We start from the raw sequence: 15,008 nt of genomic DNA, 5'->3' as shown, positions 1-15,008 counted from the left end.
CCGCCCCCAGCCATCGGGGTGCGACCTCGAACACTCGTCGCCCAGAGTTCACCTAGGAGCCAGGGATGGTTCATTTCGGGTGACGGAAACGGACGCGTACGGGCCGGAACGTGGAAGCGTGGGAGTGAGAGCCCCCCGGAATGACGTACGAGAGGGAACCGAAGATGCGGGACGCGTACCACGAGGAACTGGACTCGATCAGCGACAGTCTGGTGGAGATGGCCCGGCTGGTCGGGTCGGCGATCGGGCGCGCCACGACCGCCATCCTCGACGCCGATCTGAAGCTGGCCGAGAGCGTGATCGAGGCCGACCAGAAGGTCGACGAGTTGCAGCACGACCTGGAGGCCCGTGCGATAGCACTGCTGGCCCGGCAGCAGCCGGTGGCGACGGATCTGCGCATCGTCGTCACCTCGCTGCGGATGTCGGCCGACCTCGAGCGCTCCGGCGACCTGGCCCAGCACGTGGCCAAGCTGGCCCGGCTGCGCTACCCCGAGCGTGCGGTCCCGCGTGACCTGCACGCGACGATCCTGGAGATGGGCCAGCTCGCGCAGCGCCTGATGGCGAAGGCGGCCGAGGTGATCATCACCAAGGACGTCGACCTGGCACTCCAGCTGGAGCAGGACGACGACGCGATGGACCTGCTGCACCGCACCCTCTTCCAGCACCTGATGGACGACCGCTGGAAGCACGGCATCGAGACGGCCGTCGACGTGACGCTGCTCGGCCGCTACTACGAGCGCTACGCCGACCACGGCGTCGCGGTGGCCAAGCGGGTGGTGTACCTGGTCACGGGCGAGCACGCGGACGAGCTGCAGCAGGACATCCAGCCGGTGACGGGGGTGGAGGGCGCCTGACCGGCGCGAGGGGTTCGGCCGGGGCGCGCGCGAGCCACTGTGCGCCGTTGATGCGACCACCGCCTCGGGCATGCAATGGCAGGCAAGGGCACGCAATGGGCCCAGGCACCAGCCCTGAGGAGGGACCATGGCCGAATCCCCCGGCACCACGCCCGATCCCACGCAGGAGAGTCCGACCGAGCAGCCGCCCGAGATCAGGAGCCTGCCCCTGATCGCGGCGTGCGGCTGCGGTTCGGGCTGCGGCTGCGGCTGCCAGTCCGGCGGCCCCTGCCAGTGCGGCTGACGGCGTAGGACGTACGACGACGAGGGCCCCGGCGGACGCCCGCCGGGGCCCTCGTCGTGCCTGCCGGCGGCCGGGGTCGCCCCGCCTCCCGCACGGGCGCAGCATGGAAGCAAGACGTAAGAAGGAGGTGCGAGGTTCATGGCTCACTTCATGGACGTACACCGCGGCGTGGAGGGCATCACCGCCGACCAGCTGCACCAGGCGCACCAGGCCGACCTCGCGATCGAGAAGGAGGAGGGCGTCCACTTCGAGCGGGCGTGGGCCGACCCGGAGTCCGGCACGATCTACTGCCTCTCCGAGGGCCCCTCGGCGGAAGCGGTCCAGCGTGTCCACGAACGGGCGGGGCACAAGGCCGACGAGATCCACGAGGTGCCGCTCACGGTGTGAGCGGCCGGACCGGACGGCGGAGGCGACGCGGAGCCGCCCGGGGCACCCGGGGCACCCGGGGCACCCGGGGCTCACGACTCATGGTTCGTAGCTGATGGCTGATGGCTGATGGCTGATGGCTCACGGCCGGGTGAGTACGAGTACTCAGGACAGGGCCCGGCCCCCGTCCGGCCATGGGACGGGACGCCGTACACCTCGGGGGAGATCCGGTGAATGCCCGCCCGAACGCCCGCACCATACGCACTTTCGCCCGCCTGGCCTTCGCCAACCCCGCCTCGGCGGTCTCCCTCGGGGTGGTCGGGGCCGCCGTCGCGGTGGCGGTGGTGCAGCCGCTCGTCGCCGGCCGGCCGGACGCCTCGCTGGGCACGGTGCTGCGGGCACTGCGCGGACGCCACAGGAAGCTCACGACGGTGTAGCGACATTGCCTCATCTATCGAATCTCGATAGATTCCTATCGTACGTCGATCGAGGGAGAGGCAATGGGACGGCTGACCGTGCATGCGTTGCGCGCCGTGCTGGTGGTACTGCTGGCCGGCTCGCTGTTCGTCCAGGCGGTGATGGTGCCGCTGCTGGCGTCGGACATGGAGGGCATGGACGAGGACGTCGCGCATCTGCGCATGCCGGTCCTCCTGCTCATCGTGCTGGGGGTGGTGGCCGCCCAGGTCGTCCTGGTCTGCGTATGGCGGCTGGTGACGATGGTGCGCCGCGGCACCGTCTTCTCCCCCGCCGCCTTCCGTTACGTCGACATCGTGACCGGCGCGTTCGTGGCGGCGTCGCTGCTGGTGTTCACCTTCGGGGTGGTGCTCGCCCCCGGGGAGGCCGTGGCCCCCGGCATCGTCCTCCTGGTCGGCGGCGTGGCCCTCGCCGTCCTGGGCGTCGCGCTGATCGTGCTCGTCCTGCGGATGCTGCTCGCCCAGGCCGTGGCCCGCGAGGCCGAGGCGAGCCGGATGCGGGCCGAGCTGGACGAGGTGATCTGATGCCGATCGCCGTCGACATCGACGTGATGCTGGCCAAGCGCAAGATGTCCGTGGGGGAGCTGGCGGAACGCATCGGCATCACCCCCGCCAACCTGGCCGTCCTGAAGAACGGCCGGGCGAAGGCGGTGCGCTTCGCGACGCTGGCGGCGCTGTGCGAGGTACTGGAGTGCCAGCCCGGGGACTTGTTGCGGTGGGAGGCGGAGGAGCCGGCGACCGACGCCGGGGGCGACGCCTCCGAAGGGCAGGCGGACCGGTTGCCCACGGCATCGGTGGCCCCGGTACTCGGGCAGAACTGAGTACGTGCGCTCTGGTCGGCGACGGCAGGAGCGGCAACGCTCGGGTCCATGCGCAAAGGAATGGTGAGCCCCGCTGCCCAGTTGCTGTCGATCCTCCTGATGGCCGCGGTGACGCCCGCGATGTGGGCCGCCTGGCTGGGGTGGGACCAGCAGTACGACGTGCAGCCAGACGGTACGTCGACCGGGCCGTACCAGCCCTGGCAGGTGATCGGGCTGGCGCTGAGCCTGCTGGTGCCCGTGTGCTGGGCGGCGTACCGGCGCTACTTCGCGGGGGCGGTGCTCGGCACCACGGCCGGCCTGACCGTCGCCGCCTATTACGACTGGTCGGACGATGCCAGTGGCCTCTTCGCGATCGGCGTGGGGCTGGTCATGATGGGGAGCCTCGTCGCGACCACCGCCGTCTTCGCCGTGGTCGCCGCCCTGCTGCGGGAACACAGCCCGCAAGGGGGGCGGCTGTGACGTCGCCCGAAGGGTGAAGGCCGCAGGCCGGCGGGCGGAAGCCGACGGGCGGAAGCCGACGGTGGCGTCACCCGGCGAGCAGCTGCCGGCGGTCGGAGACCGGCCGTGACGTCACCCGGCGACCAGCTGCCGGCGGCCGGAGACCGGCCGTGACGTCGCCCGGCGAGCAGCGGCCCACTGCGGCGTGGCCCGGCGGTCAGAGACAGGCGAGCAGGCCGTTGAGCGGAGCCGGTGTGCGGTCGGGTTCGAGAGCCTCGACGAGCACGCGGCCGTAACGGATCTTCCGCCCCTTCTTCGTACCGAGGAAGCGCCGCAACTGCTGCTGTGAGGTGCGGCCCTGCTGCGCGGGCTGGCGCAGGAAGGTCTGCAGCGCCCGCAACTCGCCCTCCGCCCGGACGAGTTCCTGGACCCGGCCCACCCCCAGCGCGCGGATCAGCTCGTCCTCCAGATCAGCCGCGCAGACGAAGAACTCCTGCTGCGCCGCGCCGGCCCGCTCCAGGCCGCGGGCGTAGAAGCCACGTTCCCGCTCGTCGCACAGCCCCGTGAGGCGCAGCCCCAGGCCGGGCGGCCCGAGGAGCCGGGCGAAGCGCCCGACGCTCATCGCCCCGCCCATCGACAGGACGCAGACCCCCTCGGCCTCCAGATCCCGCCCGCGTCTCGCGGCCAGCGCACCGACCGCCGCGGCATCACTCGCCCCTTCGAGCAGGACGACGGCCCGGACGGACAGCCGCGCGGCCAGATCGCGGGCGGGCTCCTCCGGCCCACCGGCCGCCCAAGCGGTGACCGCGTCCCGGAACGCCCCCATGTCAGCCATGGGCACGAGTCTCCGCCCGGCCCGGGCACAGCGCCCAGGGGATTTCCTCCTACTCGCCGCTGGAGGCGTCCGTGCCCTTGCGATGCGCCTGTGTCCCCCGACCGCCGCCGTATGCTGCCGGAGCTGCACCACTTCAGCCGTCGGCCGGGAGCCCTTGCGTGACCGAACCCTCCGCTCCGCAGAAGAAGCCCTTCCTCTACGTCGTCGCGTGTGCGTGCGGCGTCGCCGCTGCCGTCGGCAAGCTGATCACCGCCGCGTCCTGACCGGCTCGTACGAACCCCACCGGCCCAAGGCGGGTGGCGGAGCGGACCGCTTCCGCTGGGAGGAGGCGCTGGACCTCCTCGAACCACGGCTCGGCCGTCGGCCACCCGCCCCGCGGGCCTGACCTTCCGGTGCCCCTCGACCGAGCCCGCCAAAGGCCCCCGACCGGCCGAAAACGCAAAGCCCCCGACCCGCCGAACGACAGGCCGAGGGCTTACCCGGGATGTGGGCGTTACTTCTTCTTGCCCTGGTTCTTCACAGCCTCGATGGCTGCCTTCGCCGCCTCCGGGTCGAGGTACGTGCCGCCCGGGTTGACCGGCTTGAAGTCGGCGTCCAGTTCGTAGCTGAGCGGGATGCCCGTGGGGATGTTCAGGCCCGCGATGTCGGCGTCGGAGATGCCGTCCAGGTGCTTGACCAGGGCCCGCAGGCTGTTGCCGTGGGCGGCGACCAGGACGACGCGGCCGGTGAGGAGGTCGGGGACGATGCTGTCGAACCAGTACGGCAGCATGCGGACGACGACGTCCTTCAGGCACTCCGTCTGCGGGCGCAGCTCCGGCGGGAGGGTCGCGTAGCGCGGGTCGGAGAACTGGGAGTACTCGGCGTCGCGGTCCAGCGGCGGCGGCGGGGTGTCGAAGGAGCGGCGCCACAGCATGAACTGCTCCTCGCCGAACTCGGCGAGGGTCTGGGCCTTGTCCTTGCCCTGGAGGGCGCCGTAGTGGCGCTCGTTCAGGCGCCAGGAACGGTGGACCGGGATCCAGAGGCGGTCGGCGGCCTCCAGGGCCAGCTGCGCGGTGCGGATGGCGCGCTTCTGGAGGGAGGTGTGGACCACGTCGGGGAGCAGACCGGCGTCCTTGAGCAGCTCGCCGCCGCGCGTCGCCTCCTTCTCGCCCTTCGGGGTGAGGTTGACGTCCACCCAGCCGGTGAACAGGTTCTTCTCGTTCCACTCGCTCTCGCCGTGGCGGAGGAGGATCAGCTTGTACGGTGCGTCGGCCATGTCCCAGAGCGTAATCCACGCATTCGCCCCCTCGCGTGCCCGCCCGACAGCCGGACAGTTGACGGTATCTGTTAATCGATTGGCTTCCCGGAGCCGGCCTTCGTAAGTTGTGATCACCGGTAGGGGCACTTACATCCGTGGGGGGCCGATGTCACTCGTCAAGGCGAGGCGTGCTGTGCGGGAGTCCGTCTCGGGGCTCCCGCGCGCGTTCTGGTGGCTGTGGATCAGCACGCTGGTCAACCGGCTCGGCGGCTTCGTCGCCACCTTCATGGCGCTGTACCTGACCCTCGACCGCGGCTACTCCGCCTCGTACGCCGGTCTGGTCGCCGCCCTGCACGGGCTGGGCGGCGTCATCTCCTCGCTGGGCGCCGGCGTGATGACCGACCGGTTCGGACGGCGGCCCACGCTGCTCATCGCGCAGGCCTCGACCGCCGTGACCGTCGCGCTGCTCGGCTTCGTACGGGACCCGGTCGCCATCGCCGCCGTCGCCTTCCTCGTCGGCATGGCCAGCAACGCGTCGCGGCCCGCCGTGCAGGCGATGATGGCCGACATCGTGCGGCCCGAGGACCGGATTCGGGCCTTCTCGCTCAATTACTGGGCCATCAATCTCGGGTTCGCCGTGTCGTCCATGGCGGCCGGGTTCATCGCGGAGTTCAGCTATCTCGCCGGGTTCCTCATCGAGGCCGGCATGACCATGGCCTGCGCGATCGTCGTCTTCGTGAAGCTGCCCGAGTCCCGGCCGCCGGAGAAGGGAACCGGGAGCGGCGGCGCCGGTTCCGACGCCGTCTCGCTCGGCACCGTGCTGCGCGACGGGCGGTTCATGGGGGTCGTCGTCCTGTCGTTCCTCGTCGCGCTGATCTTCCAGCAGGGCATGGTGGGGCTGCCGGTGGCCATGGGCGAGGCGGGGTTCTCGGCCGCGGACTACGGCATGGCGATCGCCGTCAACGGCGTGCTGATCGTCGTCCTGCAGATCCCGGTCACCCGGTTCATCGAGCACCGGGACCCGAGGCAGTTGCTGGTCGTCTCGTCCCTGCTGGCCGGATACGGCTTCGGGCTCACCGCGCTCGCCGGGTCCGTCGGCGTCTTCGCCCTCACGGTGTGCGTGTGGACGCTGGCCGAGATCGTGAACGCGCCTACGCAGACCGGGCTGGTCGTACGGCTGTCCCCGGTGCACGGGCGCGGGCGCTACCAGGGCATGTACACGCTGTCCTGGTCCGTCGCCTCCCTCATCGCCCCGCTGATGTCCGGCCTGGTCATCGACCGGTACGGCGCCGACTGGCTGTGGGGGTTGTGCGCGGTGGTCGGCACGGTGGCGGGCGCCGGGTACGCGGCGCTGATGCGGCGGCTGCCGGACGAGGAGCCGAAGGAGGCTGCGGAAGCCACGGGACCGACGGGACCGACGGAGCCGACGGGACCGACGGGACCGGAGGCCTCGGCGGTCCCGCAGGCCTCGGCTCCCGCGAAGCCGGAGGTCAGCGCCACCTGACGCCCGCCCGGCCAGGGCTCACGGGTGCATCCGCGCCCCCTTGAGCACCTTGTCCACCGCGTTCCTCGGGCCGTACACCGCCAGCCCCACCAGATCCAGCTCCGCCGTCGGCACGGCGCGCACCGCCGCGCGGTTGTCGCGGTCGTTGCCCGTGGTGAACAGGTCGGAGGTGAAGACCGCCCGGGGCAGGGAACGGGACAGCACGCGCGCGTGCGCCTTCGTCAGCGTCTCCTTCGTGGCCTCGAAGACCAGCACCGGCTGGCGGAACATCGGCAGGTACGGGACCCCGTCCGCGTCCTCGTACGGCTCCCCGACCACCTCCGGGACCTGCGTGCCGAGGCCGCTGACCAGGAAGGCGGTGACGTTCAGGCGCTGCCACGGCTCGAGGTCCTCACGCAGCAGGACGGCGATCTTGGTGTCGAAGCGGATGACTTGCTGCTCGTTCATGCTCCGAGACTGCCGACCGCCGCAGGGCACCGTCTTGTACGTTCTTTGCATGGGCCGGCAGCGGAACGAGACGACCGTCTCCGCGTGGCGCCCGCGCGTTCCGGGCGTCACGGAGGTCTTCCACGCCCGCTTCACCGAGTACGCCTACCCGATGCACGTCCACGACGCGTGGACGCTGCTGATCGTGGACGCCGGCGCCGTGCGCTACGACCTGGACCGGCACGAGCACGGCACCCCGCACGACACGGTGACCCTGCTGCCGCCGCACGTGCCCCACAACGGCTCCCCCGCCACCCCGGACGGCTTCCGCAAGCGGGTGCTGTACCTGGACTGCACGCATCTGCCCGAGGAGTTGACCGGGGCCGCCGTCGACGGGCCCGATCTGCGGGACCCGGTGCTGCGGCAGCGGGTCGGGCAGCTGCACACCGTGCTCGCCGGCCCCGGCGACGAGCTGGAGGCCGAGAGCCGGCTGACCCTCGTCGGCGAGCGGCTGCGGGCCCACCTGCTGCCCGGCCGGACGGCGGACCGCGTGCCGCGCAGGGACCCCGCCCTCGCCCGCCGGCTGCGCGAACTGCTCGACGAGCGAGTGGTCGACGGGCTCACCCTGACCGAGGCCACGGGGCTGGTGCCGGCCCATCCCGCCCATCTCGTCCGGGTGTTCAGCACCGCGTACGGCATCGCCCCGCACCAGTACCTGATGGCGCGCCGCGTCGACCGGGCCCGGCGCCTGCTGCTGGCCGGCGGCACACCGGCCGAGGTGGCCGCCGCCACCGGCTTCTACGACCAGGCCCATCTGAACCGGCACTTCAAGCGGCTGGTGGGGGTCACGCCGGGCCGCTACCGCGGCAGCGCGCGCTGAACCCCGCCGGCGACGGACTGTCAGTGGGCGCTGCCATGATTCCGGTACGGCACTCACTTCTTCCGTCTGGAGCACCGATGAGCTGGGACGTTCTGCTGCTGCGCCTGCCCGGGGACGCGGCCTCGATGGAGGAGCTGCCCGACGGCTGGGCCCCGCCGCCGCTCGGCCGGCGCCAGGAGGTACTGGCCGCCGTGCGGGAGGCCGCTCCGGAGGCCGACCTGTCGGACCCGTCCTGGGGTGAGCTGCTGGGCGCCGGCTGGTCCATGGAGCTCGGCATGGGATCGGAGGACCCCGTCGACACGGTCATGCTGCACATACGCGGTCGCGGGGACGGCGTGCTCCCGCACGTGCTGCGCCTCGCGGACGCGCTGGGCTGCAAGGCGCTCGACCTGTCCACCGGCAGCTTCCTGGCCGCCGGGGACACGGCGGGCTGGCACGCCTTCCAGGCCTACCGCGACCGCGTCGTCGGATGACGGTCCCGGAAGAACCCGAAGAACTGGAGGAACTGGAGGAACTGGAAGAGCCGGAAGAACCGGGAGAAGGGGAGGGAAAGCCGGGAACAGCGTGAACGGACGGTCAGTCGGCCGGACGCCGAGTCAGGTGACTGAACGCCTCCAGATTGCGCGTCGACTCGCCGCGGGACACGCGCCAGGCGTACTCCTTGCGGATCGCGGTCGCGAAGCCCAGCTCCAGGAGGGTGTTGAAGGCGCCGTCGGCTGCCTCCAGCACCTGGCCGAGGAGGCGGTCGATCTCGTCGGCGGTGACGGCGGCCAGCGGGAGCTTGGCGGTGACGTAGACGTCGCCGTGACCGTCGACGGCGTAACTCACGCCGTACAGCTTGAGGTTGCGCTCCAGGAGCCAGCGGTGGACGCCCGCCTCGTTCTCGTCGGGGCGGCGGATCACGAAGGCGTTCAGGGAGAGGGAGTGCCGGCCGAGGAGCAGGGAGAGCGTGGTCGACAGCTTGCGGGTGCCGGGGAGCTTCACCACGTAATTGCCGGGCTCGGGGCTCTCCCATTCCAGCTCGGCGTCCTCCAGGGCGCCTTCGAGGACCTGCGCTGCCTTCGGTGCGTCAGCCATGGTGCGAGCGTACGCGACGGCGGTGGGCCTGCACGGCGGCCGTGTAGACGTCGGCCGTGGCGGCGGCCGCGGTGTCCCAGCCGAAGGACTGGGCGTGCCGGGCGGCGGCCTCGCCCATCCGGGGCGTCAGCTCCGCGTTGTCGGCGAAGTCGCGCAGCACGCGCGCGTAGGCGGCGGGGTCGTGGCCCTGGACCAGGAATCCGGTGTGCCCGTCGCGCACGGCGACCGGCAGGCCGCCGACCGCCGCGGCGAGCACCGGCGTGCCGGCCGCCTGCGCCTCGATGGCGACCAGGCCGAAGGACTCGCTGTACGACGGCATGACCAGTACGGACGCGGCCCGGAACCAGTCGGCGAGCTGCTCCTGCCCCACCGGCGGGCGGAAACAGACCACGTCGGCGATGCCGAGCCGGGCGGCGAGCTTCTGCAGGCCCTCCGGCTTGGCGAGGCCGCTGCCGCTCGGGCCGCCGACGACGGGGACGACCATCCGGGAGCGCAGCTCGGGGCGCTCGTCGAGCAGGACGGCGACCGCGCGCAGCAGCACGTCGGGGGCCTTCAGGGGCTGTATGCGGCCCGCGAAGAGCGGGATCAGCGCGTCCTGCGGCAGGCCGAGGCGGGCGCGGGCGGCGGCGCGGCCGTCGGCGGGGCGGAACCGGTCGAGGTTCACGCCGGGGTGTACGACGGCGACCTGGGCCGGGTCGGCGGCGTAGTGCCGGACCAGCTGGTCGGCCTCCTCGGCGGTGTTGGCGATCAGCCGGTCGGAGGCGGCGACCACCTGGGTCTCGCCGATGACGCGGGCGGCGGGCTCGGGGGTGTCGCCCTCGGCCAGGTTGGCGTTCTTGACCTTGGCCATGGTGTGCATGGCGTGCACCAGGGGCACGCCCCAGCGCTGGGCGGCGAGCCAGCCGACGTGGCCGGAGAGCCAGTAGTGGGAGTGAACCAGGTCGTAGTGGCCGGGGCGGTGGCCGGCCCAGGCCTGCATCACGCCGTGCGTGAAGGCGCACAGCTGCGCCGGGAGGTCCTCCTTGGCGAGGCCCTCGTAAGGGCCGGCGTCGACGTGCCGGACCAGGACGCCGGGGGCGAGCTGGACGGACGGCGGGAGTCCCCCGGCCGTCGCCCGCGTGAAGATCTCGACCTCGATGTTGAGGGCGGCGAGGCGCTGCGCGAGCTCGACGATGTAGACGTTCATGCCGCCGGCGTCGCCGGTGCCGGGCTGGTGCAGCGGGGAGGTGTGCACGGAGAGCATGGCGACGCGGCGGGGGCGCCGGTGCAGCCGCAGCCGCGTGGGTGCCGCCGGGGAGCGACGCCCGAGCCTGCTGACGTACTGGCTCACGTGGCGTTCCTCCTTGCTGCGGGCAGGCCGTTCGGAGGACTCGGGCCGCCCTCCACGGGGGTGCAACGCCGGAGTACGGTGCTCCATTCCGGTTTTCCGGTCTTTGCCGAATCATTACCGGATATCGCTCAACCGTTCGACGTCAGGGTGCGTACGGGGCGTCCGAAGCCCGCATCTCCCGACGCCGGGCCCTCGGCGGCGCCCACCTCCCCTCGCCCGCCCCCGCACCCTTCCCCCCTCGCCTCTCACCCCTCGCCCCTCGCCCCTCGCCCCTCGCCCCTCCTCCGCCGGCAGAGGAGCCCACGCGCGGCCCCGCATACCCTCGTACGCATGACATCCCGCGCCACGGCCACGGCCCTCCCCCGCTCTCGGCTCCGCTCGAGCAGCGGCAGGACCCCCGTCGTGGGAACGGTCACGCGCGGGACGACCAATCCGAACCGGCTGCGCCGCATGGACCGCTGGATCGCGGCCACGCACGGCGCCGAGCTGCGCCGGGCCGCTGACCCCGTCGCCGTGGACCTCGGGTACGGCGCGGCGCCCTGGACGGCCGTGGAGCTGCTCCACCGGCTGCGCACCGTCGCACCACGCGCGCGCGTGGTGGGCGTCGAGATCGACCCGGCACGGGTCGCGGCGGCCGAACCGTACGCGCGCGAGGGGCTCGCCTTCCGGCACGGCGGCTTCGAGGTCCCGGTCCCCCACCCGCCGCTGCTGATCCGCGCCGCGAACGTGCTGCGGCAGTACGACGAGGGCGAGGTCGCCGCCGTCTGGCGGCGCCTGTGCGCACGGCTGGCGCCCGTCGGCGAGCACGCGCGCGGCGGCCTGCTGGTGGAGGGCACCTGCGACGAGATCGGGCGCCGGCACGTGTGGGTCGCCCTCGGACCGGAGGGGCCGCGCACGGTCACCTTCGCGACCCGGCTGGGTTCCCTGGAGCGCCCCTCGGACCTGGCGGAGCGGCTGCCGAAGGCGCTCATCCACCGCAACGTCCCCGGCGAGCCGGTGCACGCCTTCCTCGGCGACTTCGACCGCGCCTGGGCCGCCGCCGCGCCCTACGCCTCCTACGGTGCCCGCCAGCGCTGGATGCGGGCGGTACGGGACCTCACTGCCGACTGGCCGGTGACGGACGGGCCGGTGCGGTGGCGGCAGGGCGAAGTGACGGTGCGCTGGGAGGCGTTGGCCCCGCGGGGCTGACCCGGGGACGGCTCGGGGCGGCGCCGGAGCCGATGCGGGCGGGGGCCGGAGCCGACGCGGGCGGGGACGGAGCGGGAACGATCTCCGTGCGGTGTTCGTCACACAGCGGGGGGAATCGTCGTGCCGGGTGGCGGACGGGGAGAAGGACTGCCTCTGTCGCTTTCCGCGCCGACATGGCACTATCCCCCAGGCGAAACCGTTGTTACTGACGGTAAATCAGGTTGGGGGCAGGAGTATGGGGACGGGAAAGCGTGGCCTGATCACGGCGGCCGCGGCCGTGGTCTGCGCGGTCACCGTGCTGGCGGCACCGGGCACGGCGTTCGCGGATCCCAACCCCTCACCGTCGCCCTCACCGTCGGCTTCGGCGACGGTCCCCGCCACGCCCGGCAGGGACCTGGAAGCCGTGCGCGAGAAGCTCGACAAGCTCTACCGCGCCGCCGCCGCGGCCACCGACGAGTACAACGCGGCCGAGGAGCAGGCCGAGCGGCAGTCCGCCGAGATCGTGAAGCTGGCCAAGAAGATCGTCGAGGGCCAGGAGAAGCTGGACCGGCTCAAGGACCGCGCCGGCGCCGCCGCCCGCGCCCAGTACCGCACCGGCGGACTGTCCGACGAGGCCAAGGTGCTGCTGAGCGACGACCCGCAGGGGTTCCTCGACAACACCGGCCGGGTACTCCAGGGCCAGCGCGGCGCCAAGGGCCTGATCGACGAACTGACCCGCACCCAGCAGGACTTGAAGACCTACGCCGCCGACGCCTCCGCCCAGTGGAAGAAGATGGAGGCCAACCGCGACAAGAAGGCCGCCGCCCGGAAGAAGGTCGAGAAGCAGATCGCGGCGGCCGAGAAGCTGGAGTCCGAGCTGGAGAAGGAGGAGAAGGAGCGGCTCGAACGGCTGGAGCGGCAGGCGCAGGCCGATGCGCAGACCGCCTGGCTCGACACCGGCATCATGGACGAGGTCACCGGCAAGGCCACCGGTCGGGGCCGGAAGGCCGTGGAGTACGCCACCGCCCAGATCGGCAAGCCGTACCAGTGGGGCGCCGAGGGACCGAAGGCGTACGACTGCTCCGGGCTGACCTCACAGGCCTGGGCCGCCGCCGGGCAGGGCATCCCGCGCACCTCGCAGGCGCAGTGGAAGCAGCTGCGGCACGTCGACGTGGCGGACATGCGGCCGGGCGACCTGATCATCTACTTCGAGGACGCGAGCCACGTCGGCATGTACGTCGGCGACGGCAAGGTCGTCCACGCCCCGCGGCCGGGCCGGTCGGTGACGCTCGCGGGGGCGGGCTCGATGCCGATCCTCGGGGTGGTCCGGCCGGACGCGTGAGCCACCCCGCAGCTGTGAGCCGATCGCAGCCGTAGGCGCATCGCAGCCGTGAGCCACACCGCAACGGTGACCCAACCGCAGCGGCGACCAACACCGCAACGGTGACCCACGCCGCAGCCGTGAGCCGCACCACGTGACGCACTCCACGCACACGGTCTTCACCGAACCTCCGCAAGACGTGACGTTCGTCATCCCCCACCCGCCGCCGCGGTGTCCAACTGCGGTACGGAACGCGGCATATGACAGTGGCTGATGGCCGACCCGAGTGTTCTGGACCATTCCACTGCGCCGCCGACACCCGCTATGGTCCCCGTCGGTGGGTCGAGGTCCCTCGCCCCGCCATGCCCTCGGGGGAAGGGAAGGAACCCAAGACGATGCCCGTACCCGTACCGCGGCAGAGAGCGATCCCGGCCGCGGAAAGTGGTCAGGCGCGGGCCGCAGCCCCGGGCGGCGGCCCTTCCAAGGAACAGGCCCCGCTCGGCAGGAACCCGGTCGAGAACGGCACGGACCGGCGCGCGGCCGCCATGGACCAGCGCGCGGCCACGGCCGACGGCCGCGAGAACACCGGCCACGGCCGCGAGAGCGCCACCGGCCGCCGCGAGACCACCACCGCCCACCACGAGAGCACGACGGACCCCCACGAGAGCACGACGAACCCCCGCGAGAACACGACGGACCACCCCGAGCCCCCTACGGACAACCGCGAGAAGACCACGGACCACCGCGAGAACACCCGGATACCGACCAACCTGACGGTGCTGCTCATCGGGGACGACCCGGGCGGCTCGCCGATCGTGCCCGACCTGCTCGACCAGGCCGGCAAGCCGATCCGCGTCCGCACGGCCCGCAACCTCACCGAGGCCGAGCGGCTGCTGACCGACGACGTCCACTGCATCCTGCTGGACCTCGCCCTGCCCGCCCTGCCCACCGCGGGCGGCCGGCCGGGCGACGGGGACGACGACGAGCTGGCGGTGCTCAAGCAGGTGCTGGAGCTGGCGCCCCGGCATGCGGTCCTCGCGCTCACCGCGTCGACCGACGCCGAGCGCGGCGCGGAGGCCGTGGCGGTCGGTGCCCAGGACTACCTGTTCCGCGACGAGCTGGACGGCCGGCTGCTGAGCCGGGCGATCCGCTACGCCGTCGAGCGCAAGCGCTCCGACTCGGCCGAGCGGCGCCTGGCCGAGGGCCGGCTGCGCGCGCAGGAGAACGCCCGCCTGGAGCGCGGGCTGCTGCCGACGCCCCTGCTGGACGGCTCCCCGCTGCGGTTCGCCGCCCGCTACCGCCCCGGCCGGTCGCGCGCCCTGCTCGGCGGCGACTTCTACGACGTCGTCCGCACCCCGGACGGCACGGTGCACGCCATGATCGGCGATGTCTGCGGGCACGGCCCGGACGAGGCCGCGCTCGGCGTGGAGCTGCGCATCGCCTGGCGGGCGCTGACCCTGGCGGGGCTCTGCGGCGACCAGCTGCTCGGGACGCTCCAGCAGGTGCTGGAGCACGAACGCGCGGACGACGAGATCTTCGCCACGCTGTGCACGGTGGACATCGCGCCGGACGGCCGCCGCGCCGGTCTGTGCCTGGCGGGTCACCCGGCTCCCCTGGTCGCCGGCCCCGGCCGGCCGGCCAGGCTGCTGCCGTACGACAACAACGGCCCCGCGCTCGGCCTGCTGCCGGGTGCCCGCTGGCCGCGGATGCAGGTGGAGCTGGGTGCCGAGTGGAGCCTGATGCTCTACACCGACGGCCTGATCGAGGGCCGCGTCGGCGAGGGCCGGGAGCGGCTCGGTCAGGACGGCATGGTGGAGATGGTGCGCCGGCAGTTCGCCGAGGGCCTGCGCGGCGAACGGCTGCTGACGGCGGCGGTCAACGAGGTCCGCGACCTCAACGGCGGCGAGCTGACGGACGACGTGGCGGTCCTGCTGCTGGACCGGACACCGTAAGGGCTGCCGCGCCCGTCATTCCGCGGTGCTCGGCGGCTACCCGC

The 15,008-nt window shown here is 72.6% G+C and carries 18 protein-coding genes; 13 read left to right on the top strand and 5 right to left on the bottom strand.

The genetic code is table 11. The annotated features are described in order from the left end of the window. The first annotated feature begins 164 nt into the window (after positions 1 to 164). From phoU to ACLGIH_RS18220, 7 genes are all read left to right on the top strand, one after another. A complete protein-coding gene (gene phoU / locus ACLGIH_RS18250; RefSeq protein ID WP_416529415.1) occupies positions 165 to 854 on the top strand; it encodes a phosphate signaling complex protein PhoU in 690 nt (229 codons plus the stop codon). A 127-nt stretch (positions 855 to 981) separates the two neighbouring features. Continuing rightward, positions 982 to 1,137: a hypothetical protein gene (locus ACLGIH_RS18245; protein WP_416526305.1), complete on the top strand. Its 156-nt coding sequence runs from the start codon at positions 982 to 984 to the stop codon at positions 1,135 to 1,137. Positions 1,138 to 1,275: 138 nt separating this feature from the next. Beyond that, complete coding sequence (locus ACLGIH_RS18240; protein WP_416526304.1) at positions 1,276 to 1,524, top strand: SCO4226 family nickel-binding protein; 249 nt, start codon at positions 1,276 to 1,278, stop codon at positions 1,522 to 1,524. A 209-nt stretch (positions 1,525 to 1,733) separates the two neighbouring features. Beyond that, positions 1,734 to 1,940: an SCO4225 family membrane protein gene (locus tag ACLGIH_RS18235; RefSeq protein WP_416526303.1), complete on the top strand. Its 207-nt coding sequence runs from the start codon at positions 1,734 to 1,736 to the stop codon at positions 1,938 to 1,940. 63 nt (positions 1,941 to 2,003) lie between these two features. After that, positions 2,004 to 2,501, top strand: coding sequence for a DUF2975 domain-containing protein (locus ACLGIH_RS18230; protein ID WP_416526302.1), 498 nt, complete (start codon positions 2,004 to 2,006; stop codon positions 2,499 to 2,501). Then, on the top strand, positions 2,501 to 2,797 hold the full coding sequence (locus tag ACLGIH_RS18225) for a helix-turn-helix domain-containing protein (RefSeq protein WP_416526301.1): 297 nt from the start codon (positions 2,501 to 2,503) through the stop codon (positions 2,795 to 2,797). Before ACLGIH_RS18230 ends, ACLGIH_RS18225 begins: the two co-directional genes overlap by 1 nt. 48 nt (positions 2,798 to 2,845) lie before the next feature. Next, the gene (locus tag ACLGIH_RS18220) at positions 2,846 to 3,256 is read left to right on the top strand and encodes a hypothetical protein (RefSeq protein WP_416526300.1); all 411 of its coding nucleotides are present in this window, start codon (positions 2,846 to 2,848) and stop codon (positions 3,254 to 3,256) included. Positions 3,257 to 3,452: 196 nt separating this feature from the next. Here the strand turns inward: ACLGIH_RS18220 and ACLGIH_RS18215 are convergent, their stop codons facing one another. Beyond that, positions 3,453 to 4,070, bottom strand: coding sequence for a TOPRIM nucleotidyl transferase/hydrolase domain-containing protein (locus ACLGIH_RS18215; RefSeq protein ID WP_416526299.1), 618 nt, complete (start codon positions 4,068 to 4,070; stop codon positions 3,453 to 3,455). 493 nt (positions 4,071 to 4,563) lie between these two features. Next, on the bottom strand, positions 4,564 to 5,325 hold the full coding sequence (locus ACLGIH_RS18210) for a phosphoglyceromutase (protein ID WP_416526298.1): 762 nt from the start codon (positions 5,323 to 5,325) through the stop codon (positions 4,564 to 4,566). A 148-nt stretch (positions 5,326 to 5,473) separates the two neighbouring features. Here ACLGIH_RS18210 and ACLGIH_RS18205 point away from each other — a divergent pair, with 148 nt between their 5' ends. Beyond that, a complete protein-coding gene (locus ACLGIH_RS18205) occupies positions 5,474 to 6,811 on the top strand; it encodes an MDR family MFS transporter (protein WP_416526297.1) in 1,338 nt (445 codons plus the stop codon). 18 nt (positions 6,812 to 6,829) lie between these two features. Here ACLGIH_RS18205 and ACLGIH_RS18200 read toward each other — a convergent pair whose 3' ends face one another. Beyond that, a complete protein-coding gene (locus tag ACLGIH_RS18200) occupies positions 6,830 to 7,258 on the bottom strand; it encodes a DUF2000 family protein (RefSeq protein WP_416526296.1) in 429 nt (142 codons plus the stop codon). A gap of 49 nt (positions 7,259 to 7,307) precedes the next feature. On the opposite strand from ACLGIH_RS18200, the gene ACLGIH_RS18195 reads away from it, so the two are divergent. Together ACLGIH_RS18195 and ACLGIH_RS18190 are read left to right on the top strand one after the other, a co-directional pair. Next, positions 7,308 to 8,117: a helix-turn-helix transcriptional regulator gene (locus tag ACLGIH_RS18195; RefSeq protein ID WP_416526295.1), complete on the top strand. Its 810-nt coding sequence runs from the start codon at positions 7,308 to 7,310 to the stop codon at positions 8,115 to 8,117. 77 nt (positions 8,118 to 8,194) lie between these two features. Then, complete coding sequence (locus ACLGIH_RS18190) at positions 8,195 to 8,590, top strand: hypothetical protein (protein ID WP_416526294.1); 396 nt, start codon at positions 8,195 to 8,197, stop codon at positions 8,588 to 8,590. A gap of 103 nt (positions 8,591 to 8,693) precedes the next feature. Here the strand turns inward: ACLGIH_RS18190 and ACLGIH_RS18185 are convergent, their stop codons facing one another. Both ACLGIH_RS18185 and mshA read right to left on the bottom strand, forming a co-directional pair. Then, positions 8,694 to 9,194 carry a type III secretion system chaperone family protein gene (locus tag ACLGIH_RS18185; protein WP_416526293.1) on the bottom strand — a complete coding sequence of 167 codons (501 nt, stop codon included), beginning with the start codon at positions 9,192 to 9,194 and terminating at the stop codon, positions 8,694 to 8,696. Beyond that, positions 9,187 to 10,524: a D-inositol-3-phosphate glycosyltransferase gene (mshA, locus tag ACLGIH_RS18180; RefSeq protein ID WP_416526292.1), complete on the bottom strand. Its 1,338-nt coding sequence runs from the start codon at positions 10,522 to 10,524 to the stop codon at positions 9,187 to 9,189. The genes ACLGIH_RS18185 and mshA overlap by 8 nt, the downstream gene beginning before the upstream one ends. A 402-nt stretch (positions 10,525 to 10,926) precedes the next feature. Here mshA and ACLGIH_RS18175 point away from each other — a divergent pair, with 402 nt between their 5' ends. The 3 genes from ACLGIH_RS18175 to ACLGIH_RS18165 all read left to right on the top strand — a co-directional run bounded on the left by ACLGIH_RS18175 (position 10,927) and on the right by ACLGIH_RS18165 (position 14,964). Next, the gene (locus ACLGIH_RS18175; RefSeq protein ID WP_416526291.1) at positions 10,927 to 11,712 is read left to right on the top strand and encodes a class I SAM-dependent methyltransferase; all 786 of its coding nucleotides are present in this window, start codon (positions 10,927 to 10,929) and stop codon (positions 11,710 to 11,712) included. A gap of 235 nt (positions 11,713 to 11,947) precedes the next feature. Next, positions 11,948 to 13,033: a C40 family peptidase gene (locus ACLGIH_RS18170; RefSeq protein ID WP_416526290.1), complete on the top strand. Its 1,086-nt coding sequence runs from the start codon at positions 11,948 to 11,950 to the stop codon at positions 13,031 to 13,033. Positions 13,034 to 13,407: 374 nt separating this feature from the next. Next, complete coding sequence (locus ACLGIH_RS18165) at positions 13,408 to 14,964, top strand: PP2C family protein-serine/threonine phosphatase (protein WP_416526289.1); 1,557 nt, start codon at positions 13,408 to 13,410, stop codon at positions 14,962 to 14,964. Positions 14,965 to 15,008 lie beyond the last annotated feature (44 nt).

It is taken from the genome of Streptomyces hamibioticus (assembly GCF_047946815.1).
Lineage (GTDB): Bacteria > Actinomycetota > Actinomycetes > Streptomycetales > Streptomycetaceae > Streptomyces.
This window is presented reverse-complemented; position numbering and strand designations above follow the sequence as displayed.